The following is a 20235-nucleotide window of genomic DNA, read 5'->3' as shown; positions in this document are numbered from 1 at the left end:
GGATGTCGCAGTGGAAGGAATACTTGTTGCAGTTCTTGCCGCGCAGCGCGTCCGAGCGCGCCCCCGTCGAGAAGAACACCTTCTTGTTGCGCTCGGCGACTTGCATGATGGTGAGCGAGGAGGCCGAGGAGATTTCCCCGAGCAGCAGCACGGCGCCGTCCTGCTCGATCATGCGCTGCGCCTTGGTCGCGGCGGTCGCGGGATTGATCGAGTCCTCCGACAGCAGGTCGATCTGCTTGCCGAGGATGCCGCCGGACTGGTTGATCTCCTCCGCCGCGAGTTTCGCGCCGAGTTGGGCGTAGACGCCGATCACGCCGAGAAAGCCGGTGAGCGGGGTGAGGTGGCCGATCCGGATCTTCTCGGCCTGAGCCTTCACGATCGCCGGAAATCCCAGCAGTGAGGTGCCGGCAAATGCGGCGCTCGCCTTCAACACGGTTCGTCGGCTGGTGCGTGTCATCATCGTCTCCTCCCGGGGTGCATCGCGCTGTCTCCCTTCAAATCGCGTATACGATATTGTGAGAGACGTTTTTTTAATGCGGGAGGATAATCCCGAACGACATCGCCGGTGTCAACCGGCAAAATCGCCCGTCGTGCGCGCCTTAGACTTTTTTCGCGGCGGGCTTGCGCGCGGGGTTCTTGGCGCCGAACGCGACGGACAGGCGACCGGCCGCGGCCTGGACGTCCTGCGCGCTCGCATGCAGCGCCTGGTTCGACAGCCGCCAGATCGGCCCGGAAATGCCGAGCGCGCCGATCACCTGCCCGGTGAAGTCCGTCACGGGGACGGCGACGCAGCGCACTTCCGCGTTGAACTCGCCGTCGTCGAAGGCAACGCCGGAGCGCTGCACTTCCGCGATCTCGCGCGTCAGCGTCGGCACGTCCGTGATGGATTTTGGCGTCGACGGCTTCAGTTCCGCGCGGTCGAGGAAGCGCTTGAGCTGTTCGGGCCGGAGCGAAGCCAGGATGATCTTGCCGAGCGCGGTGCAATGGGCCGGCCGCACCACGCCGACGCGGTCGGTGAGCTGAAACGCGCCGGGGCCGCTGGTGCGCGCGATGACGACGACGGCATCGCCCATGCGCACGGCAAAATGGCTGCTTTCGCCGGTCTCGCGCGACAGCTCCTCCAGCACCGGCGTGGCGACGTTGACCATCTCGATCTCGTCGAGCGCGCTCGCCGCAAGCGCAAACAGCGGACGGCCGATGCGGTAGCGCTTGTTGTCCTTCTCCTGCCGGAGATAGCCGAGCGACACCAGCGTCTTGGCGAGATGAAAGGTGGTCGAATTGTGCAGGCCGACCAGCTTGCTCAGTTCGGCGAGTCCAATGCCTTCGCGATGGCGCGCCACCTCCTCCAGGATCGAGAAGGCGCGGCCGAGCGACTGCACTCCGCCGCCGCGCTGCTTGTCGTCGGCCTCATCGTCGCCGTCGGTCTGCGGCGCGGGCACGAGCTTGGCGATCGCGGCCTTGCGCGGGGTCGCCGGCTTCTCGCTGGTCTTTTCACTGGTCTTTGTGCGCGATCTCAAGGACGGGCCCCCCGTTGTCGGACTCTCAAGGCTCTAATAGTTGAACAGTACCATGCGCTCCTCGGTCATGTCGCGGATCGCGTAGCGCGGTCCCTCGCGGCCGATGCCGGAATCCTTGACCCCGCCATAGGCGAGCTGGTCGGTCCGCCAGGTCGAGGAGCCGTTGATGATGACGCCGCCGGTGCGCAAGGCGCGCGCGGCGCGGATCGCAAGCGCAGTGGAGGCGGTGAAGATGCCCGTCTGCAGGCCGAACCGGCTCTCGCTGACGGTGCGGAACACCTCTTCCACGTCGTCATAGGGGCAAAGGCTGACCACCGGTCCAAAGACCTCCTCGCACACGACCTTCATCTCGGGCCTGGCGCCCGCGATCACCGTCGGCTCGATCTGGGCGCCCTGGCGCCGGCCGCCCGTGAGCACCTTGGCGCCGTTGGCGGCGGCTTCCGCAATCCAGGATTCGACGCGGCGGGCGGCAGCCTCGTCGATGAGCGTGCCGACGTCCGTTGTGGGATCAAGGGGATCGCCGAGCCTGAGCTTCTTGACCTCGGCGACGACGAGTTCGACGAAGCGCTCATAGTGGCTACGATGAACATAGACAGTCTGCACGGAGATGCAGCTTTGGCCGGCGAGCCGCATCGAGTTGCGGGCGCAGACCGGTGCGGCCTCGGCGATATCGGCGTCGGCGTGGACGATGGTGACGCCGTTGCCGCCCAGCTCGAGCGCGACGCGCCGCAGGCCGGAGGCCGCCTTGATCTGCACGCCGGCGCGCGGCGAGCCGGTGAAGGTGATGAAATCGACGCGGGGATCGCGGACCAGCGCCGGGCCAACGACGTCGCCGTAAAGCACGTTCAGCACGCCCGCGGGCGTGCCGGCATCGACGAAGATCCTTGCCAACTCATGGATCACGCCGGGCGACTGCGGCGGCGCTTTCAGCACCAGCGCGTTGCCGGCCGCGATCGACGGCGCGATCTTGTGGCAGGCGAGATTGACCGGCGCATTGAACGGCGTGATCCCGGCGACCACGCCGACCGGGAAGCGCAGCATGAAGCAGATCTTTCCCGCGCCCATTGCGCTGGCGTCGAGCGGGATGTGCTCGCCCTCGATCCGCACGGCTTCTTCCGCCGACAGCGACAGCGTATCCTGCGAGCGGACGATCTCCGCCCTGGCGTCCTTGATTGCCTTGCCGGTCTCGCGCGACATGATCTCGGCGATGCGATCGGCGCGTTCCACGAGCAGGGTTCCGGCGCGACGGAGCAGCGCGGCGCGTTCATAGGCGGGCATGGCCGCGATCTTCGATCTCGCGGCGACGGCGGCGGTGAGTGCGGCATCGAGATCGGCGAGGTTCGAACTCGGCGCATGCGCGACGGTGGTGTCGCGATAGGGATCGCGGACCGCGTAGGTCTCTTGCGCGTTACGCCATTCGCCACCGATCAGCATGGGAATCTCGAAGGGTGCCGCGGCGGCAGTGGATTTCTCGGCAGAGATAGTGCTCATAACGGACCTCCCGATGCGGCGACGGCGTTGTTCTTGCTTGCAACGGAAGCCGGCAGTCCCGAATGTAATCTACCACAATATAAATTGACGTACAGCATTATGAGAAATAGGGTGCCGCCCCGGCTCCATGATTACCGGCGGCAATCTCCGCATCATAAGAAGACGGCGAGCCGCAGGGAGAAGGTTTGATGTCGCGAAATATGCTCAATGGTGCCCAGGTCATTGTCGACTACCTGATCCAGGAGAAAGTGCCGCAGGTATTCGGCCTGTGCGGCCACGGCAATATCCAGTTCATCGACGCGCTGTATGAGCGTTCGTCCGAGATCAAGACGATCTCCGTGCATCACGAGAGCGTCGCCGGCTTCATGGCCGACGTCTATTATCGCGTCTCGGGCCGGCCGACGGCGACTTTCACCTCCTGCGGCCCGGGTTCGGCCAACCTGCCGATCTCGCTTGCGAACGCGTTCCTGGACTCGGTGCCGTTCATGGCGATCACAGGCAACGTGCCGACCAGCCAGTTCAACCGCGGCGCGTTCCAGGAGATGTATCGCCACTATCAGGCCGATTTTCCCTCGATGGTGAAGACGATCTGCAAGAAGGTGTTCCAGCCGACGCGCGGCGAGATGGTGCCGCTCGCGGTCCGGCAGGCCTGGAAGACCATGGTCACGGGCCGGCCCGGGCCCGTGGTGGTCGACGTACCCTTCGACGTCTTCATGGAATCGGCGGCCGAAGAGGCGCCGAAGGCAATCGAGTGGAGCGCCAATATTTCAAGCCGCTGCGGCGCTGACCCGGAAGGCGTGGTGAAGGCGGTCGACATGCTGCTTTCGGCGGAGCGGCCGGTGATGCTTGTGGGGCAGGGCGTGCGCTATGGCGGCGCCGCGGAAGAACTGAAGCGGCTTGCCGAGCGGCTGCAGATTCCGGTCGCGGCCTCGGCCAGCGGCCTCGGCGCGCTCGACTGCAATCACCCGCTCGCGCTCGGTCTCGTCGCGCGCGCCGGCCACTACCAGGCCAATCACGCGACGCGGCAGGCCGATGTGCTGCTCGCGCTCGGCGTGCGCTTCGACGACCGCACCTCGAGCTCGTGGATTCCCGGCTATTCCTTCACCATCCCGCCGACGAGATTGATCCACGTCGACATCGATCCCGAGGAGATCGGCCGCAACTATCCGGTCGCGCTGGGATTGATGGCCGACGTTCGCACCTTCCTGCGCCAGGTCCATGCCGAGCTCGACCGCCGTGACACGCTCAGCAGGAAGGAAGATGCGCGTAAGAAGTGGCTGGCGCAGATCGACGGCTATCGCAAGGAGTGGGACAAGTTCGTCGCGCCCGGCTTCTCCGACGACACCACGCCGATCAATCCGCAGCGCGCTGCCGCCGAGATCGACAAGGCGCTGCCGGAGGACGCGATCCTCGTTTCCGACATCGGCGTGCATCACAACTGGCTGCTCGGCTTCTGCAAGCCGAAGCGGCCTGACTCGCTGATCGGCTCGATGGGGTTCGGCCCGATGGGCTTCGGCGTCGCCGGTGTGATGGGCGCAAAATTCGCAGCGCCCGATCGCCCCTGTGTCTCGGTGTGCGGCGACGGCGCCTTCTTCATGCATGCCAACGTGCTGGGCACGGCGGTCGAATACAATCTGCCGGTGGTATGGGTGGTTTGGAACAATTACGCCTACGCCTCGATCCGCGGCCTGCAGCGCGGCTATCTCGGCGGGCGCGAACTCGCGACCGACTTCAAGGATCCCGTGACGGGCGCGCGCTACAATCCCGATTTCGCCGCGATGGCGCGCTCCTGCGGCGTGGATGGCGTGCGGGTGGACCGCGCCGGCGACATCGGAGAAGCGATCCGCAAGGGGATTGCCGCCAACAAGCCTTATCTGATCGACGTCGACATCGCCGCCGACGTCAATCCGTCCGGCGCCGGCGTATGGGAACTGCCAGGGCTCGGCCAGAGCAAGGCCGGCATCGGCACGCGCTATCAGCCGGGCTGAGGCGCCGCGCGCGATCATCAATCGTGAGGAACAGGACTTGAGGGAACGTCAAATGATGCTTGCAGGCAAGAAGGTCGTGGTGGTCGGTGGCTCCTCGGGCATTGGCCTTTCCACGGCCGAGCTCGCCAAGGCGCAAGGCGCGGACGTCATCGTTGCGGCGCGTAATGCGGCCAAGCTCGATGCCGTCGCCGAGCGCCTGAACGTGGTGGCGATCCCCGCCGACGTCACCAGCGACGAAAGCGTCGCCGATCTGTTCCGCCGCACCGGTCCGGTCGATCACGTCGTGCTGACCGCGGCGCAGCTCAAGACCGGCCCGTTCAAGACGGTCGCCATGGACGACGTGCGCGGCACCATGGAAGGCAAGTTCTGGGGCGCCTGGCGCGTGGCGCGCGAGGCCGAGATCCGCCCTGGCGGATCGCTGACGCTGGTCACGGGCTTCCTCAGCGTCCGCCCGCGGCCGAACTCGGCGATCATCAGCGCCGCGAACGGCGCGCTGGAGTCGCTCGCACGGGCGCTGGCGCTCGAGCTGGCGCCGGTGCGCGTGAATGCGGTGTCGCCCGGCGTGATCGACACGCCGATCCGCGCGGCCATGCCGGAAGCGGCGCGGCGCGAGATGCTGGCGAAGACGGCCGCCTCGCTACCCGTCGGACGGGTCGGAGCGGGCGAGGACATCGCGCAACAGATCGTCAGCTTCATGGCCAACGGCTTTGCCACGGGATCGATCGTCTATATCGACGGCGGCGCGCTCATCAATTGACCAAGCAAACGGAGCCGGCTCATGGCCAAGGAGATCAAGGGCGCCTCGATCCGCCACATCGCGGAAATGCCGTGGCGCGAATTCCCCAACCATTTCGGCGGTGCGCTGTCGAAGCCGCTGGTGATGCCGGAGACCGCGGGCTCGCGGCACATCGACTACCGCATCTCGATGTACCAGCCCATGGCCCATGTCGCCCGCCACAAGCACCAGGTGCAGGAGCAGGTCTATCACGTGCTCGAAGGCGAGGGGCTGATGGAGATCGCCGGCGAAAGCCATGTCGTACGCAAGCACGACGTCATCTTCCTGCCGCCCGGCGTGGAGCATGCGATCTCGAATTCGGGATTGGTGGACCTGGTGTTCCTGGTGGTGACGTCGCCGGTGACGGACGACGAAAGACCGGTCTGACCAGCGCGTGATGGGATCAGGCTGAACTGGAGCGGGCTCGGAGAAAATCGAGCTCTCCGATGGGGAGCGGGGAACCGGGTCCGTGCTTCCCGGCCCATATCTCAGACATCCAGTCGCTCCAGCGGAATCGCGATCCTGAGGATGAGGCCGGCCCGTCGCCAGTCACGGTCGATCTGACCTCCGAGTTGGTCGACGATGCTGCGCTCGGCCAGGACGCTGCCGAAGCCGCGCGTTGGCGGAGGGACGACGATCGCAGGGCCGCCGGTCTCTTCCCACCGGAGATGAAAGCTGTCACCCCGCGTGCACCATTCGATGCGAATGGAGCCATTCGGATCCGAGAGTGCCCCATACTTGGCCGCGTTCGTCGCGCTCTCATGCAGCGTCAGCGCGAGGCTGGTCGCGGCCCTGGCGCCGACCAGCACATCAGGTCCACTCGTGAGGATACGCTTGTGAGCCTGGTCACTACCGGCATGGGGCAGCAGAACCGTGCACACGAGCGCGTCGATGGTCGTGCGCTCGCTGGGAGTTTGCTCGGTGTCCATGGCTTCCGGACGGACGAGATCGTGGGCCCGCACGAGCGCATGCAGTCTGCCGCGGAGCGACCGGGCCATCTCCTGCGGTGTTCGGGCCGACCGGGAACTCAGAGCGATCATGCCGTCGACGAGAGCGAACAGGTTCTTGACCCGATGATTCATCTCACGAAGCAAGAGCCGTTGGGTCTCTTCGGCCTGCTTGCGTTCGGTGATGTCGCGGACGATCGCCGTATAGAGCGTCCGATCGCCCACGGTCACTTGCGATATGGAGGCTTCGATCGGGAATTCCTCGCCGGTCGCGCGCACAGCCGACAGCGTGCCGAGCGCGCCCATGCGTCGGGACGTCACGCCGGTTATTCCGAACTTATCGACGTGGTGGCGATGAGCCTGACGAGCGGCGGCGGGAATGAACCGGTCGATGGTGCCGCCGATCGCGTCAGCCGAGGGGCACGCGAACATCCGCTCCGCCGCCGGATTGAACAGCACGATGCGCTGGTCCGCATCGATGGTGATCACCGCATCCGTCGTCGATCGGATGAGTCCCTCGAGCCGTTCCTTGCTTTCGCGCAGCGCGTCTTTGGCTCTGGTGGTATCGATCAAGTCGGCGGCCTGCCGCGCCAGGAGGTCGATACGCCAGAGATTGCGCTCGTCGGGCCGATGGGGTTCGTCCCATTGCGTCGAGAGGATGCCAACCACCTTGCCCGTGCGGTTAACCATCGGCGTGGACTGCACCGCCCTCACGCCGGCCGCGCGCAACACTGGCAGCGACGGGGTGCCCGCAAACAATTCGCTCGTCTCCACGTCCGGCACCACCACGCGCTCGCCGCGCGCCAGGGTCTCGCCGCAGACCGACGCCAGTTGTTCGGCGTTGGCGAAGTACTCGAGGAACGACGGTTGATGGCCGTGATGGGCCGCGATCTTCAGCGACCCGTCTTCCAATAGTTGCAGCGTGCCGTATTGGGCGCCGACCATGGCCACCGCCGCCTCCGTGACCTCCCGCAGGATCGGCGCCAGTCCCTCGGCTTCGAGCATCCGCGCACTCAGCGCGTGCAACCGGGTTAGCGCGTCCAGATCGGCGGCCTGCCGAGCCTCGGCCTGCTTGAGAGCGTCCACATCGGTGTTGGTCCCGAACCACCGTACCACCCGTCCGTCGGCGTCCTTGAGCGGATGCGCGCGGGTCAGGAACCGCCGAAACAGGCCGTCAGCGCCGCGCAATGGGAAGACCATCTCGAACGGTTCGCCGGTGGCGATGGATCGTTTCCATTGCTCCAGCACGGCCGGCAACATCGCGGGGTCATGGACGCCCTCCCAGCCCCACCCCTCCATTTGATCCGGCGTCGTGCCCGTGTACTCGTACCAGCGGCGGTTGTACCAGTAGATCCACCCGTCGGCGTCGGTCATCCAGGCCAATTGCGGAATGGCGTTGGCCAAGGCGTGAAACTGCGCCTCGCTCCCGTTCGGTGCCTCGTGGGCCGCATCAGGCCCTGTGATACCCACCTCGGCCATACACGAGACCTTGTCGGGTCAACGGATTGAAACGGCAACAGGCGCAGACAACAGCGCGGCTGAAGAGCCCTTAGGGACGTCTACCGGCAATGACACCATATCTTGACGAAACCGCCGATTTCAACCGCGAATTGCGGCATCGGGTGCCTAGATCGGCGCCATCTCGCCTTTGGTCCAGGCTTCCCGCAGCTTGTACTTCTGGATCTTGCCGGAGCCGGTCAGCGGGAACGCGTCCACGATGAACCAGTGTTTTGGCGTCTTGTGCGGGGCGAGCGAGGCGCGCATGTAGGCGATCAGTTCCTCCTTGTCGATGACGGCGCCCGGCGCAGGGCGGATGAAAGCCGCGACTTCTTCGCCCCACCGCTCATTAGGGACGCCGACGATGGCGACCTCGCCGACCTTGGGGTGCCTGAACAGCAATTCCTCCAGTTCGCGCGGATAGATGTTTTCACCGCCACGGATGATCATGTCCTTGAGACGGCCTTCCACGGTGCAGTATCCCCGCGCGTCCATGGCGCAGAGATCGCCGGTGTGCAACCAGCCGTCCGCATCGATCGCGGCTTTGGTCGCATCCGGCATGTCGAAATAGCCGAGCATCACGTGATAACCGCGCGTGCAGAATTCGCCGATGGTGCCGATCGGCACCGTCTTGCCGGTGCCGGGGTCGATGATCTTGGTTTCCATGTTGGGAAGGGGCGGTCCGATCGTATTGGCCTTGTCCTCGACGCTGTCGTCGGCCCGGGTCTGGGCCGCGACCGGCGAACACTCGGTCTGGCCGAACACGATGGTAAAGGGCGCTCCCAGCTCTTCCTCGAAGCGCTTGACCAGTGCAGCAGGCACCGTGGAGCCGCCGGAGCAGACGGCCTTCACTCCCGAGAGATCCGTCGTCGGGAAGGTCGGGTGCTCCAGCATGGCGATCAGCATGGTCGGCACGGCGAGCATGGCGTTGCCGCGATAGGTCCCGAACATCTCGAGGACGAGTGCGGGATCGAAGGCTTCGACCAGCACCTGCGTCGCCACTTTCGAGACCGAGCCGATGACGCAGCAGACGCAGCCGCCGGTGTGAAACAGCGGCATGGTGGTGACGAAGACGTCGCCGGGGTCGACCCCCATCCGGTCGGCCGTGTCGGCGCCGTTGTTCAGAAGCCCGCGATGGCGCAGCAGCGCTCCCTTCGGAAAGCCGGTCGTTCCCGAGGTGTACTGGATCATGACGGGATCGTCGGGACTGACTGCGGGAAGCGTGATGTTCTCGTCGTCGCCCGCAGCGATGAACGCACTCCAGTCGTCGAAGCAGATGATCTCGCGGAGCTCGGGGCAATTCTTCGCGACCGCCTGCACCGTTTCCAGCATCGGATTGCCGCGGAAGCCATTGACCACGAAGACGCCGGCCGAGCGCGATTGCTTCAGGACATACTCGACCTCCCTGGATCGAAAGGCCGGGTTCACGGTGACCAGGATCATGCCCGCCATGCCGGCGCCGAACTCGAGCATCACCCACTCGGGAATGTTCTGGGCCCAGACCGCAATGCGTTCGCCCGGCTTGAAGCGGGTGAGCAGGGCACGTGCGGTGCGCTGGGCTTCCCGGTAGAATTCCGCGTAGGTCCATTGCCGCCGCAACGCCGGATCCGGAAGGCCCGCGATGAGGGCGGGCCGATCGGGCGCCGCTTCCGCAGCCTTGCGCAGGAGGTCGCCGAAGGTCATTTCCCGAACCGCGGGAGTGGTCGGCCCGGCGACATAGGATTCAGTGAGAGCCATGTTGTCCTTCCCTCCAAAGTCTCCGCAGGGGCGTTCAGCGCCGCTCTTCTCATTGATGGTTTATCTGCAGTCGATTGTCAGGCTGCCCGGATGGCGCCCTTGCCACGCACTTCGGCCTCCTCGAACTCGGCGGCGGCAATCGCCCGATCCAGCGCCGTGCGGAGATCCCGGGCCGTCTCCAGCGTCAGCTCGATCCCGGCGCGTGCGCCGGGATCGAGGCCGGTATTGACGAAGTCGAGCGTGATCACGTCGCCCAGCGGGGCGTGGCGGGCGTGGTCGTAGGCAACTACCGTGTGGGACAGCGGGAACCATTGGTCCCCGCGCTTCGCCATGCCGTCGGCGCGGGCGATCTCGATGATGGACGTGCACATGTCCTGCTCCTACCTTGCCAGATGCTTGCCGAAGAAGGCGAAGACCTTGCTCCAGCCGTCCATCGCCTGCTCCGGCCGGTACAGCGGCCGGTGCCAGTAGAAGAAGCCGTGGCCGGCGCCGTCGTAGCGATGGAATTCATGGACCTTGCCGTGCTTCCTGAGTTCGGCCTCATGCAGGTTCACCTGCTCGGGGCTGGGCGCGCGATCGTCGTTGCCGAACAGGCCGAGCAGCGGACAACAGAGATCCTTGGTCATCTCGATTGGCGCAACCGGCGTCTTTGCGTTCAACTCCTCCTTGCCCATCACGACGCGGCCGCCCCACAGCTCGACGCATGCGTCGACGTCCTTCCTCCGGCAGGCATAGATGAAGGCATGCCGGCCGCCCGAGCAGGATCCGAAAATGCCGACCTTGCCGTTGTGACCGGATTGCGCGCGCATCCACTTCACTGCGGCTTCCGTGTCTCCGATCATCTGGGAGTCGGCAATGCCGCCCTCGGCGCGCACCTTGGCGGCGACGTCGTCCGGGTTGCCCTGGCCGGCCCGTTCATAGAGGTTGGCGCAGATCGCGAGATAGCCGTGATGCGCAAAGCGCCGCGTCGTTTCGATGTAGAACTCGCTCCAGCCCGGCAGGTGGTGGACGAGCACCACGCCGGGAAAGGGGCCCTTGCCGGACGGCTTTGCGACGTAGGCTGTGATCGCCGTTCCGCCATCGCCACTGATTGTGACGTTCTCGCAGACCATTCCCCGGTAGAATGACATCGTCTCGCTCCCTGGCCGTCGGCTCTTGTCGTTTTGGCCGGGCGAGCAAAGCACGCTTTGAGCGGAGGCGGAAGTCGTCGCCGCAGGTCCCCGCCCATTCATGCGCTTCCTCAGGGGGCGGCGCCCCGATTCAGATCGTATCGAGGTCGTGCGCCGAACCGTCGGCCGCCCACTCCACGACCCGGTTTGTCTCGTTGTCGATCAACAGGAACAGATCGAAATAGCGGCTGTTGGGGTAGCCGCCCGTGCGCTGTTTGACGCCTTCGCGCCACGTCTCGTCGTGGGCCTTCTTCGCCGCCTCGACCGAGGGCCAGATGTAGATGCCCGCGCTGGTCCCCTCGTCGTCACCGATCCCGAGCGCGAAATGCTTGCGCAGCAGCTCCGGACTTGTGCGCCATTTCGGGATGGTGTGCTTCGCGTCTTCGAGCACGCGGGCGCGGTCCCAGCCGTCGGGCGTCCTGAAGGTCACCAATTCAACGATCATGACGCCGTCCTCCTGGTTACGATCGGCGAGCCTTCCCTGAACATGCGTTTGCCCCGAACGGATGGATCCGCCCCAAATCCAGGCGGCAAGGGTAAACGTCTGCTGAAGGATTGGCCCGACTATGCCGCGACGAAGGCCAGCAGCGTGCCGTTCGCCTTGGCCGGGGGCGCGCAGATCGCAGGCCCGCTGCGCACGGCCGCAGCTCCCAGCGCCTTCTCGGTTGCGGCGAGATCGCCGCTGACGAGCACCAGCGCCGCGCCGCCGCGCTCGGGAATGCCGGCCAGCGAAACACCGGGATAGCGCTTGCCGAGTTGCTCCAGCGTCAGGAACACGAAATCGGCGCGACCACCGCCGGAGGGGACCGCCACCGCGCCGTCGGCCTCGGTCTTCGGCTCGCGGTCGATCAGCCGCGACAGATGCGCGGCGTCCTTGGCCGGCTCGGGGCTTGCCATCAGCACCTGCTTCAGCCGCTTGGCCGCATTGGCATGGGTCATCAATTCGGGAATCCACACCGTCTCGCGGGTCTTGTGCTGGCAGGCGAAGATGCGCACGCTGGCCGGCGCCTCGGCGACCGGCCACTGGAAGACGCGGAATTTCGCCGCCGACACCGTGCCGTTCGGCAGCGTCACCGGGCGCTCGAAATCGACCGGGCCGACGGGCGGGAAACCGCGGGCGCGGATCTCCTCGGCGCCGGCCGCCGAATCCACCGCCGTGAAGGCGATGCGCTCGATGCCCTCGCCGCGCTTTTCGAGAAAGGCGCGTGCGGGAGCATTATGTTCCGTCGGCGCAATGATTCCGAGCAATTCCATATAGTCGGGGTCGAACATGATGGTGTAGTTGCCCGATCCCATATGTGCGCTGTGGGTGCCGCGCGGCGACACCGTGAAGCCGAGCCGCCTGAAGTTCTCGGCGGCCTCGTCGAGATCCTTCACCATGACCACGGCGTGGTCGATTCCAATGACGTTCTTGAGGGCCATCTCTTTCCCCGGCATGAATGGATGGACTAAGCTGGCGGGTACGACAACGCACCTGCCAGCCGCTGTCAACTGCGGCAGTTGCAGACGCGGTATCTCGTGACGTCCGGGAAGGAAGATGATGAATAGTTCAACCGTTGCCTGGCCGAGTTCGCTGTGGGCGGCCGTGACGCCGGCGGGGCCGGAATTGCCGGAGCTCGTCGGCGCCGCGCAGGCCGACGTGGTCGTGGTCGGCGGCGGCTTTACGGGACTGTCGACCGCGCTGCATCTGCGCGAGGCCGGCGTCGACGTCGCAATCGTCGAGGCGATGGAGCCGGGCTGGGGCGCCTCGGGCCGCAACAACGGCCAGGTGATCCCGACCCTGTCGCGGCCGGATCCGGAGGACATCGTCAAGCAGCATGGCGCGGCCGGCGAGCGTTTCGTCGGTCTCCTGCGCGACAGCGCCGCGACGCTGTTCGATCTGGCGCGGCGCTACAAGATCGAGGCCGAGCAGGAGCAGGCCGGCTGGGTGCAGCCGGTGCATTCGCCGGGCCGCATCAAGATCGCGGAGCGGCGGGTGCGGCAATGGTCGAAGTTCGGCGCGCCGGTCGAACTGCTGTCGCGCGAGCAGGCCCGGGACATGCTGGGCTCGGACGCCTGGTATGGCGGCTTCTGGAACCGGACCGGCGGCCACATCAATCCGCTGGCATTGGCGCGCGGACTTGCGCACACGGTGCTTGCTCTCGGCGCGCGCATCTACGCCCGGTCGCCGGCGGTGAGCTTCGAGCGGCGCGGCGACAAATGGGCGGTGAAGACGCAAAAGGGCGAGATCTCCGGCCGCGCGCTGGTGATGGCGACCAACGCCTATAGCGGCGAGATCGCAAAATCGCTGGTGCCTGACATCGCCAACGAGGTGATGCCGGTCCTGTCCTGGCAGATGGCGACGCAGCCGCTGTCGGACAACGTCCGCAAGACCATCATCCCGGCGCGGCAGGCGATGTCGGACACCCATGGCGAGCTCTATTTCGCGCGCTACGACGCGCGCAACCGGCTGGTCACCGGGGGAGCGGTGATCGGACCCGGCAACAAGGCCGAGCGACTGAAGGCGCGCGTCACCGAACGGCTGCAGCGGCTGTGGCCGCAGATCGGCGAGGTCAGCTTCGACTATGTCTGGAACGGCTATGTCGGCATGACCACCGATTACATGCCGCGCTTCCACAAGCTCGGGCCGGACGCCTATGGCTGGACCGGCTGCAACGGCCGCGCGGTGGCGCTGACCATGGGGCTCGGCGCCGAACTCGCCAAGGCGGTGCGCGGCGTGCCGGAGAACGAGCTGGCGCTGCCGTTCACCAGGCCCGTGACGATCCCGGCGCACGATTTGTTGCGCAAGGTCGCCACGCTGAAGCTTTTTCTCTACCGTTACCGCGACGCACGGGAGATCGCGTGAGCGTGGGGATGACTACTTCCACATCGTCATTGCGAGCGCAGCGAAGCAATCCAGGAGTGTATCCGTGGAAAGACTCTGGATTGCTTCGTCGCAAGCGCTCCTCGCAATGACGAGTTTATGGCACGTGCTTTCCGCACGCTCTCCATCATCGCCCGCCTGCGCGGGGCATGACCGCGGAGCAAGGGGCTAAGACACCGCCGCTTCGTGTTGCGCGGTGAACTCGCCGCCGGGGACGGAGGCGATCAGCGCCTTAGTGTAGGGGTGCTGCGGCCGGCCGAACACCTCCGCCACCGGTCCGTGCTCGACGATCTCGCCTTCCTTCATGACCGCGACGAGGTCGCAGACCTGGGCGGCAACCCGCAGATCGTGCGTGATGAAGACGATGGAGAGCCCGAGCCGCTCGCGCAATTCGCCGAGCAGTTTCAGCACCTGCGCCTGCACCGAGACGTCCAGCGCGGAGACCGGCTCGTCGGCGACCAGCACATCCGGCTTCAGCGCCAGCGCGCGCGCCAGCCCGATACGCTGGCGCTGGCCGCCGGAGAATTCGTGCGGAAAGCGATCGCCGGCGGAGGGATCGAGCCCGACCAGCTCGAACAGCCTTTTGGCTTCCGCGATCGCGGTCGCGCGCGGCGTGCCGTGCACGATCGGGCCCTGCGCGACCAGCTCCGCCGCCTTGCGGCGCGGGTTGAGCGAGGCAAACGGATCCTGGAACACCATCTGGATGTGGCGGGTCTCGCGGCGCACCTCGTCGCGTCCCATCTTGGCCCAGTCCTTGCCGTCGAGCAGGATGGCGCCGGCATCGGGATCGATCAGCCGCACGATGCAGCGCGCCAGCGTCGACTTGCCCGAGCCGGATTCGCCGACGATGCCGAGCGTGCCGCCCTTCGGCAGCGTCAGTGACGCGTTTCTCACCGCCGCGGTGATACGGGCGCCGCGACCGAGAAAGCCGCCGCTGCGATACGTCTTTGAGACGCCGGCGATGGCGAGGATGTTCTCGGGCGACAGCGGCCGCGGCGACGGCGCCTTCAGGGGCGGCACCGCGGCGATCAACTGTCTTGTGTAAGCGTGCGTCGGATGGTTCAGCACCTCGTTCGCCAGGCCGTGCTCGACGACGCGGCCGTGCTGCATCACCACGACGCGGTCGGCGATCTCGGCGACCACGCCGAAATCATGGGTGATGAACAGCACCGCCGTCTTCTTGCGCTGCTGCAAGTCGCGGATGAGCTTCAGGATCTGCGCCTGCGTGGTGACGTCGAGCGCGGTGGTCGGCTCGTCCGCGATCAGGAGCCTTGGATCGAGCGCGAGCGCCATTGCGATCATGGCGCGCTGGCGCTGGCCGCCGGACAGCTCGTGCGGATAGGCCTTGGCCGCGAGTCTTGGATCGGGGATGCGGACGTCATCGAGCAGGGCCAGAACGCGCTTGTCGATCTCGGCCCTGGAGAGGCCGGTATGGACGCGAAACATCTCCGCGATCTGATCGCCGACGGTGCGCAGCGGATTGAGCGCCGTCATCGGCTCCTGAAAAATCATGGCGATGCCGGCGCCGCGGACCTCGCGCATCTCGGCCGGGCTCGCGGCGCAGAGGTCTCGGTCCTCGAACAGCGCGCGGCCGCCGTCGATCTCGACGCCCTGCGGCAATAGCCGCATGATGGCGTTCGCCATCATCGATTTGCCGGAGCCGGATTCGCCGACGACGCAGAGGATCTCGTTGGAGGCGACGGAGAGCGACACGTCCTTCAGCGCATGGCTGCGGTCGGCGCCTTCGGGCAGGCGGACGCTCAAGTCTTCCAGGGACAGGATCGGCGCCTCGCTCATCGCTGCTTCAGCCTCGGATTGAGGGCGTCGTTGAGGCCCTGGCCGACCAGGGACACCGCGAGCACGGTGACGAGGATGGCGATGCCGGGAATGGCCGAGACGTACCACTGTACGCGCAGCACGTCGCGCCCGAGCCCGATCAAATTGCCCCAGGAGGCGACGTTGGGGTCGGACAGTCGCAGGAACGCGAGCGCGCTTTCCAGCAGGATCGCGACCGCCATCACCACGCCGGCATAGACGATGACGGGCGGCAGCGCATTGGGCAGGATCTCGCCGAGGATGAGCTGCAGATCCTTCATGCCGAGGGTGCGGCCGGCCTGGACGAATTCCCGGTTGCGCAGCGAGAGGAACTCCGCGCGCGTGAGCCGCGCCGGCGCCGGCCATGACACCACCCCGATGGCGATGGTTACCGTCGTCAGGGTCGAGCCGAACACCGCGACCAGCACCAGAAGCAACACGAAGTTCGGCAGGGTCTGGAACGCTTCGGTGATCCGCATCAGGATGTTGTCGACCCAGCCGCCATAATAGCCGGCAAACGCGCCGAGCAGGGTACCGATCGTAATCGCGATCGCGGTCGCGACGCCGCCGATCAGGAGCGAAATGCGCGCGCCGTAGAAGACTTGGGCGGCGATGTCGCGGCCGGAATTGTCGGTGCCGAGCGGGAAGCGTGGGTTGGTGAACGGCCAGACCAGCGGACGACCGGCGAGCGCCAGCGGATCGCGCGGATAGAGGAATCCAGCTGCGAGCGCCATCGCGATCACTGCGAGCAACAGCACGAGACCGATCACGGCGGCCGGGCTGCGGAAATAGCGCTTCACCGCGTCCATCTCAGCCCTCCGCCGAGATGCGCGGATCGAGCCGCGCGTAGAGGAGGTCGACGACGAAATTCACGGTGATGACCAGCAGCGCCGAGACGAAGACGATGCCGAGCAGCGTGTTGAGGTCGCGCTGGATCACGGACTCATAGGCGAGCCGCCCGAGCCCCGGCAGCGAGAACACGCTCTCCACCACCACCGAGCCGCCGAGCATGGTGCCGGCCTGCAGGCCGATCAGCGTCACCATCGGCAGGAGCGCGTTGCGCAGCACATGCCCGGTCACGACGCGGGTCTCGTCCAGCCCCTTGGCGCGCGCGGTGCGGACATAGTCGAGGTTCAGCACCTCCAGCATCGAGGCGCGCATGATGCGCAGGTAGATCGCAAGAAAGATCAGCCCGAGCGTCAGCGTCGGCAATATGAGATGTCGGGCGATGTCGATCATACGCCAGACGCCGGTCTGCACCTGTCCGATGTCCTCAAGACCGCCGGCGGGAAGCCATTGCAGGTAGATCGAGAACACCACGATCGCCATCAGGCCGAACCAGAAGGAGGGCGTGGCGTAGAAGATCAGGCCGAGGGTGGAGATCAGCGTATCCGGCCATTTGTTGACGGCGCGCGCGGCGATCACACCGAACACGAGGCCGAAGAAGAAGGCAAAGGAGAGCGAGGCCGTCATCAGCAGGATGGTCGGCGGCAGCCGTTCCATGATCACGGTGGCGACCGGCTTGCCGTAGATCGAGGAGAATCCGAGGTCGAGCCTGACGAGACGCCAGAGATAGTTGGCGAGCTGCATCGGGATCGAGAGGTCGAGCCCGTAGAACTTGCGCAACTCGCGCGCGGTGGCGGCATCGCCGCCGCCCATTTGCGCCATCATCGCGTCGACGGTATCGCCCGGCGCGAATTGCAGCAGCAGGAAGACGCCGATCAGGATCAGGAACAGGGTCGGGATCGAGGCGGCGAGCCGCCGCCCCGCAAGGGTCAGGATGCGCATGGCATCATCTTGACGAAAAATGCCTCACGCGGAAAGCCAAAGATCGTGCCAGCTCGACGAGCCCCAGCGCGGGGTGTTGGAGTGGTTGCGAGCCTTGGCCGTGATTACCGTGACGAAGATCTGCTCGATCGGCATCCAGACCGGCAGCTCCGTGTTCACCTCCTTGACGAACTCGGCGTAGAGCGCCTTGCGCTTGGCCGGATCGAGCTCGGTCAGCGCGTTGTCGATGGTGGTGTCGACCTGCTTGTCCTCCCAGCCCCACTGGTTGGTCCAGGGCGCGCCCTTGGGCTGGCCGGAGCGGTACCACACCGTGGTCGAGACCGCGGGATCGTTGCGGTACTGGTGCCAGCCGGTGGCGAGGTCGAAGGCGTGATCGTCATAGACCTGCTTGAGGAAGCCGCCGCCGTCGTTGCGCACGATCTCCACGGTGATGCCGACATCCGACAGCGACTGCTGGATGAAGGTCGACCACAGCGAGATGTCCTCGCCCCATGGCGCGGGCAGCAGCCTGAGCGAGAAGCGCGTGCCGCCGGGGCCGGCTTTGTAGCCGGCTTCGTCAAGGAGCGCCGCCGCCTTGGCCTTGTCGTAGGGATATTGCGGCGTGCCGGCGCCGGGATAGAAATCCGTCGAGGTCGAGGGAATCGGGCCGGTGCCGAGCTTGGCGAAATCGCCCAGGAAGTTGTCGATGAAGAACGGCACGTTGATCGCATGCGCGATCGCGCGGCGCACGCGGACGTCGGACAACTCCTTGCGGCGGAAGTTGAACTCGATGGTGTTGGTGCGCGCGTTGCCCTCGTTGCCCTTGGTGGTGACGATGAAGCGCTTGTCCTTGGACAGCCGCGCCATGTCGGAGATGGTGAGGCTGGAGAACGGGCAGTATTGCAATTCGCCGGCCTCGAGCTGCGCCGCGGCCGCGGAGCGGTCGGTGATCACCTTCCAGACGATGCGGTCGAGATAGGGCGCATTCGGCCGCCAGTAGTCCGGATTGCGGTCGGCGATGATGTACTGGCCGCGCTCGTATTTGACGAACTTGAACGGGCCCGTGCCGACGGGGGCGAGGTTGGCCGGGTTCTGCCTGACGTCTCCGTTCTCATAGATGTGCTTGGCTGAGATGTAGCCGAGGTCGGGCAGGGCGCGCAGCAACAGGCTGAGCGGCATCGGCCGCTCGTAGCGGAACACGGCGGTCTGCGGGTCCGGCGTGTCGACGGCGGTCAAGAACAGCTGCAGCGTCGAGCCGTAGTTCAGGACCTTCTTCCACATGTTCATCGCGGTGAATTCGACGTCCGCGGAGGTGAAGGGTTTTCCGTCGTGCCAGGTGAGGCCCTTGCGCAGCTTGAAGGTGATGGTCTTGCCGTCGGGCGAGGACTCCCAGCTTTCGGCGAGCACGCCGACGGGCTTTCCGTCGGCGTCGAGATCGACCAGGCTCTCCTGGATCTTGCCGCTGATGATGTAGACGCCGGTGGAAGCCTGGATGCTCGGATTGAGCTGACGCTGCTCGGCGCCGTAATGGACGTTGAACACGCCGCCCTTGCGAGGGGTCTCCTGCGCGAACGCCCGCATCGGGTTGATCACGTTGGCGGCGATCGCCGCCGAGGTCAGAAGCGCCGTGCGGCGGTTGATTTCCAGGCGAGTCAAATCCATTCGACTTCTCCAAACGCTCTTGAACCGGTTCTTGGACCGCTCCCTGGCTCGGAATGCCATGGCGGCCGGGCGGTTCCTGTCTACGCCGGTGGCCAGCCTAAGTCATTTTGAAATCGCTTTGAAATACGGAAATTCCTTCCGCAAAACGTCGCATGGACGCGTTGAGGCTCGCGCAGATCGCCGATCGGGCGGCGTGCTATAGATTGACGCGTGCCGGAGGGCCGGGCGCAGAGAGAAGAAACCATGATGACCCATGCAAGAATGACGGTGCTCCCGCTGTTTCTGATCGTGCTCGGCACGAGCGCATCGGCAGAAGCCGTGCTGGTCGGCAAGGACGCCTTCGGCAGCTGGCAGGCGGACAAGCCCGGCACCGTCAGGCTGATCCGGCCCGCGGATCTGCCGAAGCCCGGCGCCTCGCCGTCGGTCGCGAACGTATCGCACGTGGTGGCGCGGCCTGCAGGCGTTTCTCCGGTTGTGCCGCCGGGATTCAAGGTCGAGCTGTTCGCGGAAGGAATGTCCGGGCCGCGCACCTTGCGCGTCGCGCCGAACGGCGACGTCTTCGTCGCGGAGACGCGGGCCGGGCGCATTCGCGTGCTGCGGCCGGGCGAGGGGAGCGCCAGGGTGGCGGCCAATGAGACCTACGCCAGCGGCCTGAACCGGCCGTTCGGCATCGCGTTCTTTCCGAACGGCGACGATCCACAGTGGATCTATGTCGCCAATACCGACGGCGTCGTTCGCTTCCCCTATCGCAACGGCGATCTCAAGGCCTCGGCGCGCGCGGAAACCATTGTCGCGAGACTGCCGCAAGGCGGCCATTCCACCCGCGACATCGTCTTCACGCCGGACAACCGGCGCGTGCTGGTCTCGGTCGGATCGCTCAGCAATATTGGCGAAGGCATGGGAAATCCGCCCGGCGGGCTGGAGGCATGGTCGCACGCGCAGCCGCTCGGCGCAGCCTGGGGCTACGAGACCGAGCGCGCGGCCGTGCTCGCCTTCGATCCCGAAGG

The 20235-nt window shown here is 66.0% G+C and carries 17 protein-coding genes and 1 pseudogene; 5 read left to right on the top strand and 13 right to left on the bottom strand.

The annotated features are described in order from the left end of the window. The 3 genes from KGM94_RS12745 to KGM94_RS12735 all read right to left on the bottom strand — a co-directional run. Positions 1-460: ABC transporter substrate-binding protein (locus KGM94_RS12745; RefSeq protein ID WP_300259279.1), on the bottom strand; the 460-nt coding region annotated here is incomplete at its 3' end. Positions 461-599: 139 nt separating this feature from the next. Next, positions 600-1517 (bottom strand): IclR family transcriptional regulator, encoded by a 918-nt coding sequence (locus tag KGM94_RS12740; protein ID WP_300259277.1) that lies wholly within the window; start codon positions 1515-1517, stop codon positions 600-602. Positions 1518-1550: 33 nt separating this feature from the next. After that, the gene (locus KGM94_RS12735; RefSeq protein WP_300259275.1) at positions 1551-3008 is read right to left on the bottom strand and encodes an aldehyde dehydrogenase family protein; all 1458 of its coding nucleotides are present in this window, start codon (positions 3006-3008) and stop codon (positions 1551-1553) included. A gap of 188 nt (positions 3009-3196) precedes the next feature. Between KGM94_RS12735 and KGM94_RS12730 the strand changes: the two genes are divergently transcribed. The 3 genes from KGM94_RS12730 to KGM94_RS12720 are packed head-to-tail and all read left to right on the top strand — an operon-like array spanning position 3197 to position 6158. Next, on the top strand, positions 3197-4996 hold the full coding sequence (locus KGM94_RS12730) for a thiamine pyrophosphate-binding protein (RefSeq protein WP_300259273.1): 1800 nt from the start codon (positions 3197-3199) through the stop codon (positions 4994-4996). A gap of 52 nt (positions 4997-5048) precedes the next feature. Further along, positions 5049-5753 (top strand): SDR family oxidoreductase, encoded by a 705-nt coding sequence (locus KGM94_RS12725; protein WP_366526240.1) that lies wholly within the window; start codon positions 5049-5051, stop codon positions 5751-5753. A 21-nt stretch (positions 5754-5774) separates the two neighbouring features. Further along, positions 5775-6158, top strand: coding sequence for a cupin domain-containing protein (locus KGM94_RS12720; protein WP_300259269.1), 384 nt, complete (start codon positions 5775-5777; stop codon positions 6156-6158). A 101-nt stretch (positions 6159-6259) separates the two neighbouring features. On the opposite strand, the gene KGM94_RS12715 is transcribed toward KGM94_RS12720, so the two are convergent. The 6 genes from KGM94_RS12715 to KGM94_RS12690 form a co-directional block, all read right to left on the bottom strand. Further along, on the bottom strand, positions 6260-8197 hold the full coding sequence (locus tag KGM94_RS12715) for a PAS domain S-box protein (RefSeq protein WP_300259267.1): 1938 nt from the start codon (positions 8195-8197) through the stop codon (positions 6260-6262). 147 nt (positions 8198-8344) lie between these two features. Then, the gene (locus tag KGM94_RS12710) at positions 8345-9952 is read right to left on the bottom strand and encodes an AMP-binding protein (RefSeq protein WP_300259264.1); all 1608 of its coding nucleotides are present in this window, start codon (positions 9950-9952) and stop codon (positions 8345-8347) included. Positions 9953-10029: 77 nt separating this feature from the next. Continuing rightward, positions 10030-10323, bottom strand: a complete 294-nt coding sequence (locus KGM94_RS12705; protein ID WP_300259262.1) for a DUF6295 family protein — start codon at positions 10321-10323, stop codon at positions 10030-10032. A 9-nt stretch (positions 10324-10332) separates the two neighbouring features. Then, a complete protein-coding gene (locus KGM94_RS12700; protein ID WP_300259260.1) occupies positions 10333-11082 on the bottom strand; it encodes a dienelactone hydrolase family protein in 750 nt (249 codons plus the stop codon). 130 nt (positions 11083-11212) lie between these two features. After that, positions 11213-11566, bottom strand: coding sequence for a hypothetical protein (locus KGM94_RS12695; RefSeq protein WP_300259258.1), 354 nt, complete (start codon positions 11564-11566; stop codon positions 11213-11215). A gap of 119 nt (positions 11567-11685) precedes the next feature. Continuing rightward, the gene (locus KGM94_RS12690; RefSeq protein ID WP_300259256.1) at positions 11686-12543 is read right to left on the bottom strand and encodes a VOC family protein; all 858 of its coding nucleotides are present in this window, start codon (positions 12541-12543) and stop codon (positions 11686-11688) included. Positions 12544-12661: 118 nt separating this feature from the next. Here KGM94_RS12690 and KGM94_RS12685 point away from each other — a divergent pair, with 118 nt between their 5' ends. Continuing rightward, positions 12662-13966, top strand: coding sequence for an FAD-dependent oxidoreductase (locus KGM94_RS12685; protein ID WP_300259281.1), 1305 nt, complete (start codon positions 12662-12664; stop codon positions 13964-13966). A 186-nt stretch (positions 13967-14152) separates the two neighbouring features. Here the strand turns inward: KGM94_RS12685 and KGM94_RS12680 are convergent, their stop codons facing one another. Genes KGM94_RS12680 through KGM94_RS12665 form a run of 4 tightly spaced genes read right to left on the bottom strand, consistent with a single transcriptional unit; the run spans position 14153 to position 19228 of the window. After that, on the bottom strand, positions 14153-15781 hold the full coding sequence (locus tag KGM94_RS12680; protein ID WP_300259254.1) for an ABC transporter ATP-binding protein: 1629 nt from the start codon (positions 15779-15781) through the stop codon (positions 14153-14155). Beyond that, complete coding sequence (locus KGM94_RS12675; RefSeq protein ID WP_300259252.1) at positions 15778-16608, bottom strand: ABC transporter permease; 831 nt, start codon at positions 16606-16608, stop codon at positions 15778-15780. Before KGM94_RS12675 ends, KGM94_RS12680 begins: the two co-directional genes overlap by 4 nt. Position 16609: 1 nt before the next feature. Continuing rightward, positions 16610-17587 (bottom strand): ABC transporter permease, encoded by a 978-nt coding sequence (locus KGM94_RS12670; protein ID WP_300259250.1) that lies wholly within the window; start codon positions 17585-17587, stop codon positions 16610-16612. 24 nt (positions 17588-17611) lie between these two features. Continuing rightward, positions 17612-19228 carry an ABC transporter substrate-binding protein gene (locus tag KGM94_RS12665; RefSeq protein WP_300259247.1) on the bottom strand — a complete coding sequence of 539 codons (1617 nt, stop codon included), beginning with the start codon at positions 19226-19228 and terminating at the stop codon, positions 17612-17614. Between the two features lie 246 nt (positions 19229-19474). Between KGM94_RS12665 and KGM94_RS12660 the strand changes: the two are divergent. Further along, positions 19475-20235: pseudogene (locus KGM94_RS12660) on the top strand (PQQ-dependent sugar dehydrogenase); the annotation flags it as partial.

The sequence above is a fragment of the Bradyrhizobium sp. genome (assembly GCF_028868675.1).
Lineage (GTDB): Bacteria > Pseudomonadota > Alphaproteobacteria > Rhizobiales > Xanthobacteraceae > Bradyrhizobium.
The sequence above is the reverse complement of the archived record's forward strand: the minus strand, read 5'-3'. Positions and strand labels throughout refer to the sequence as shown.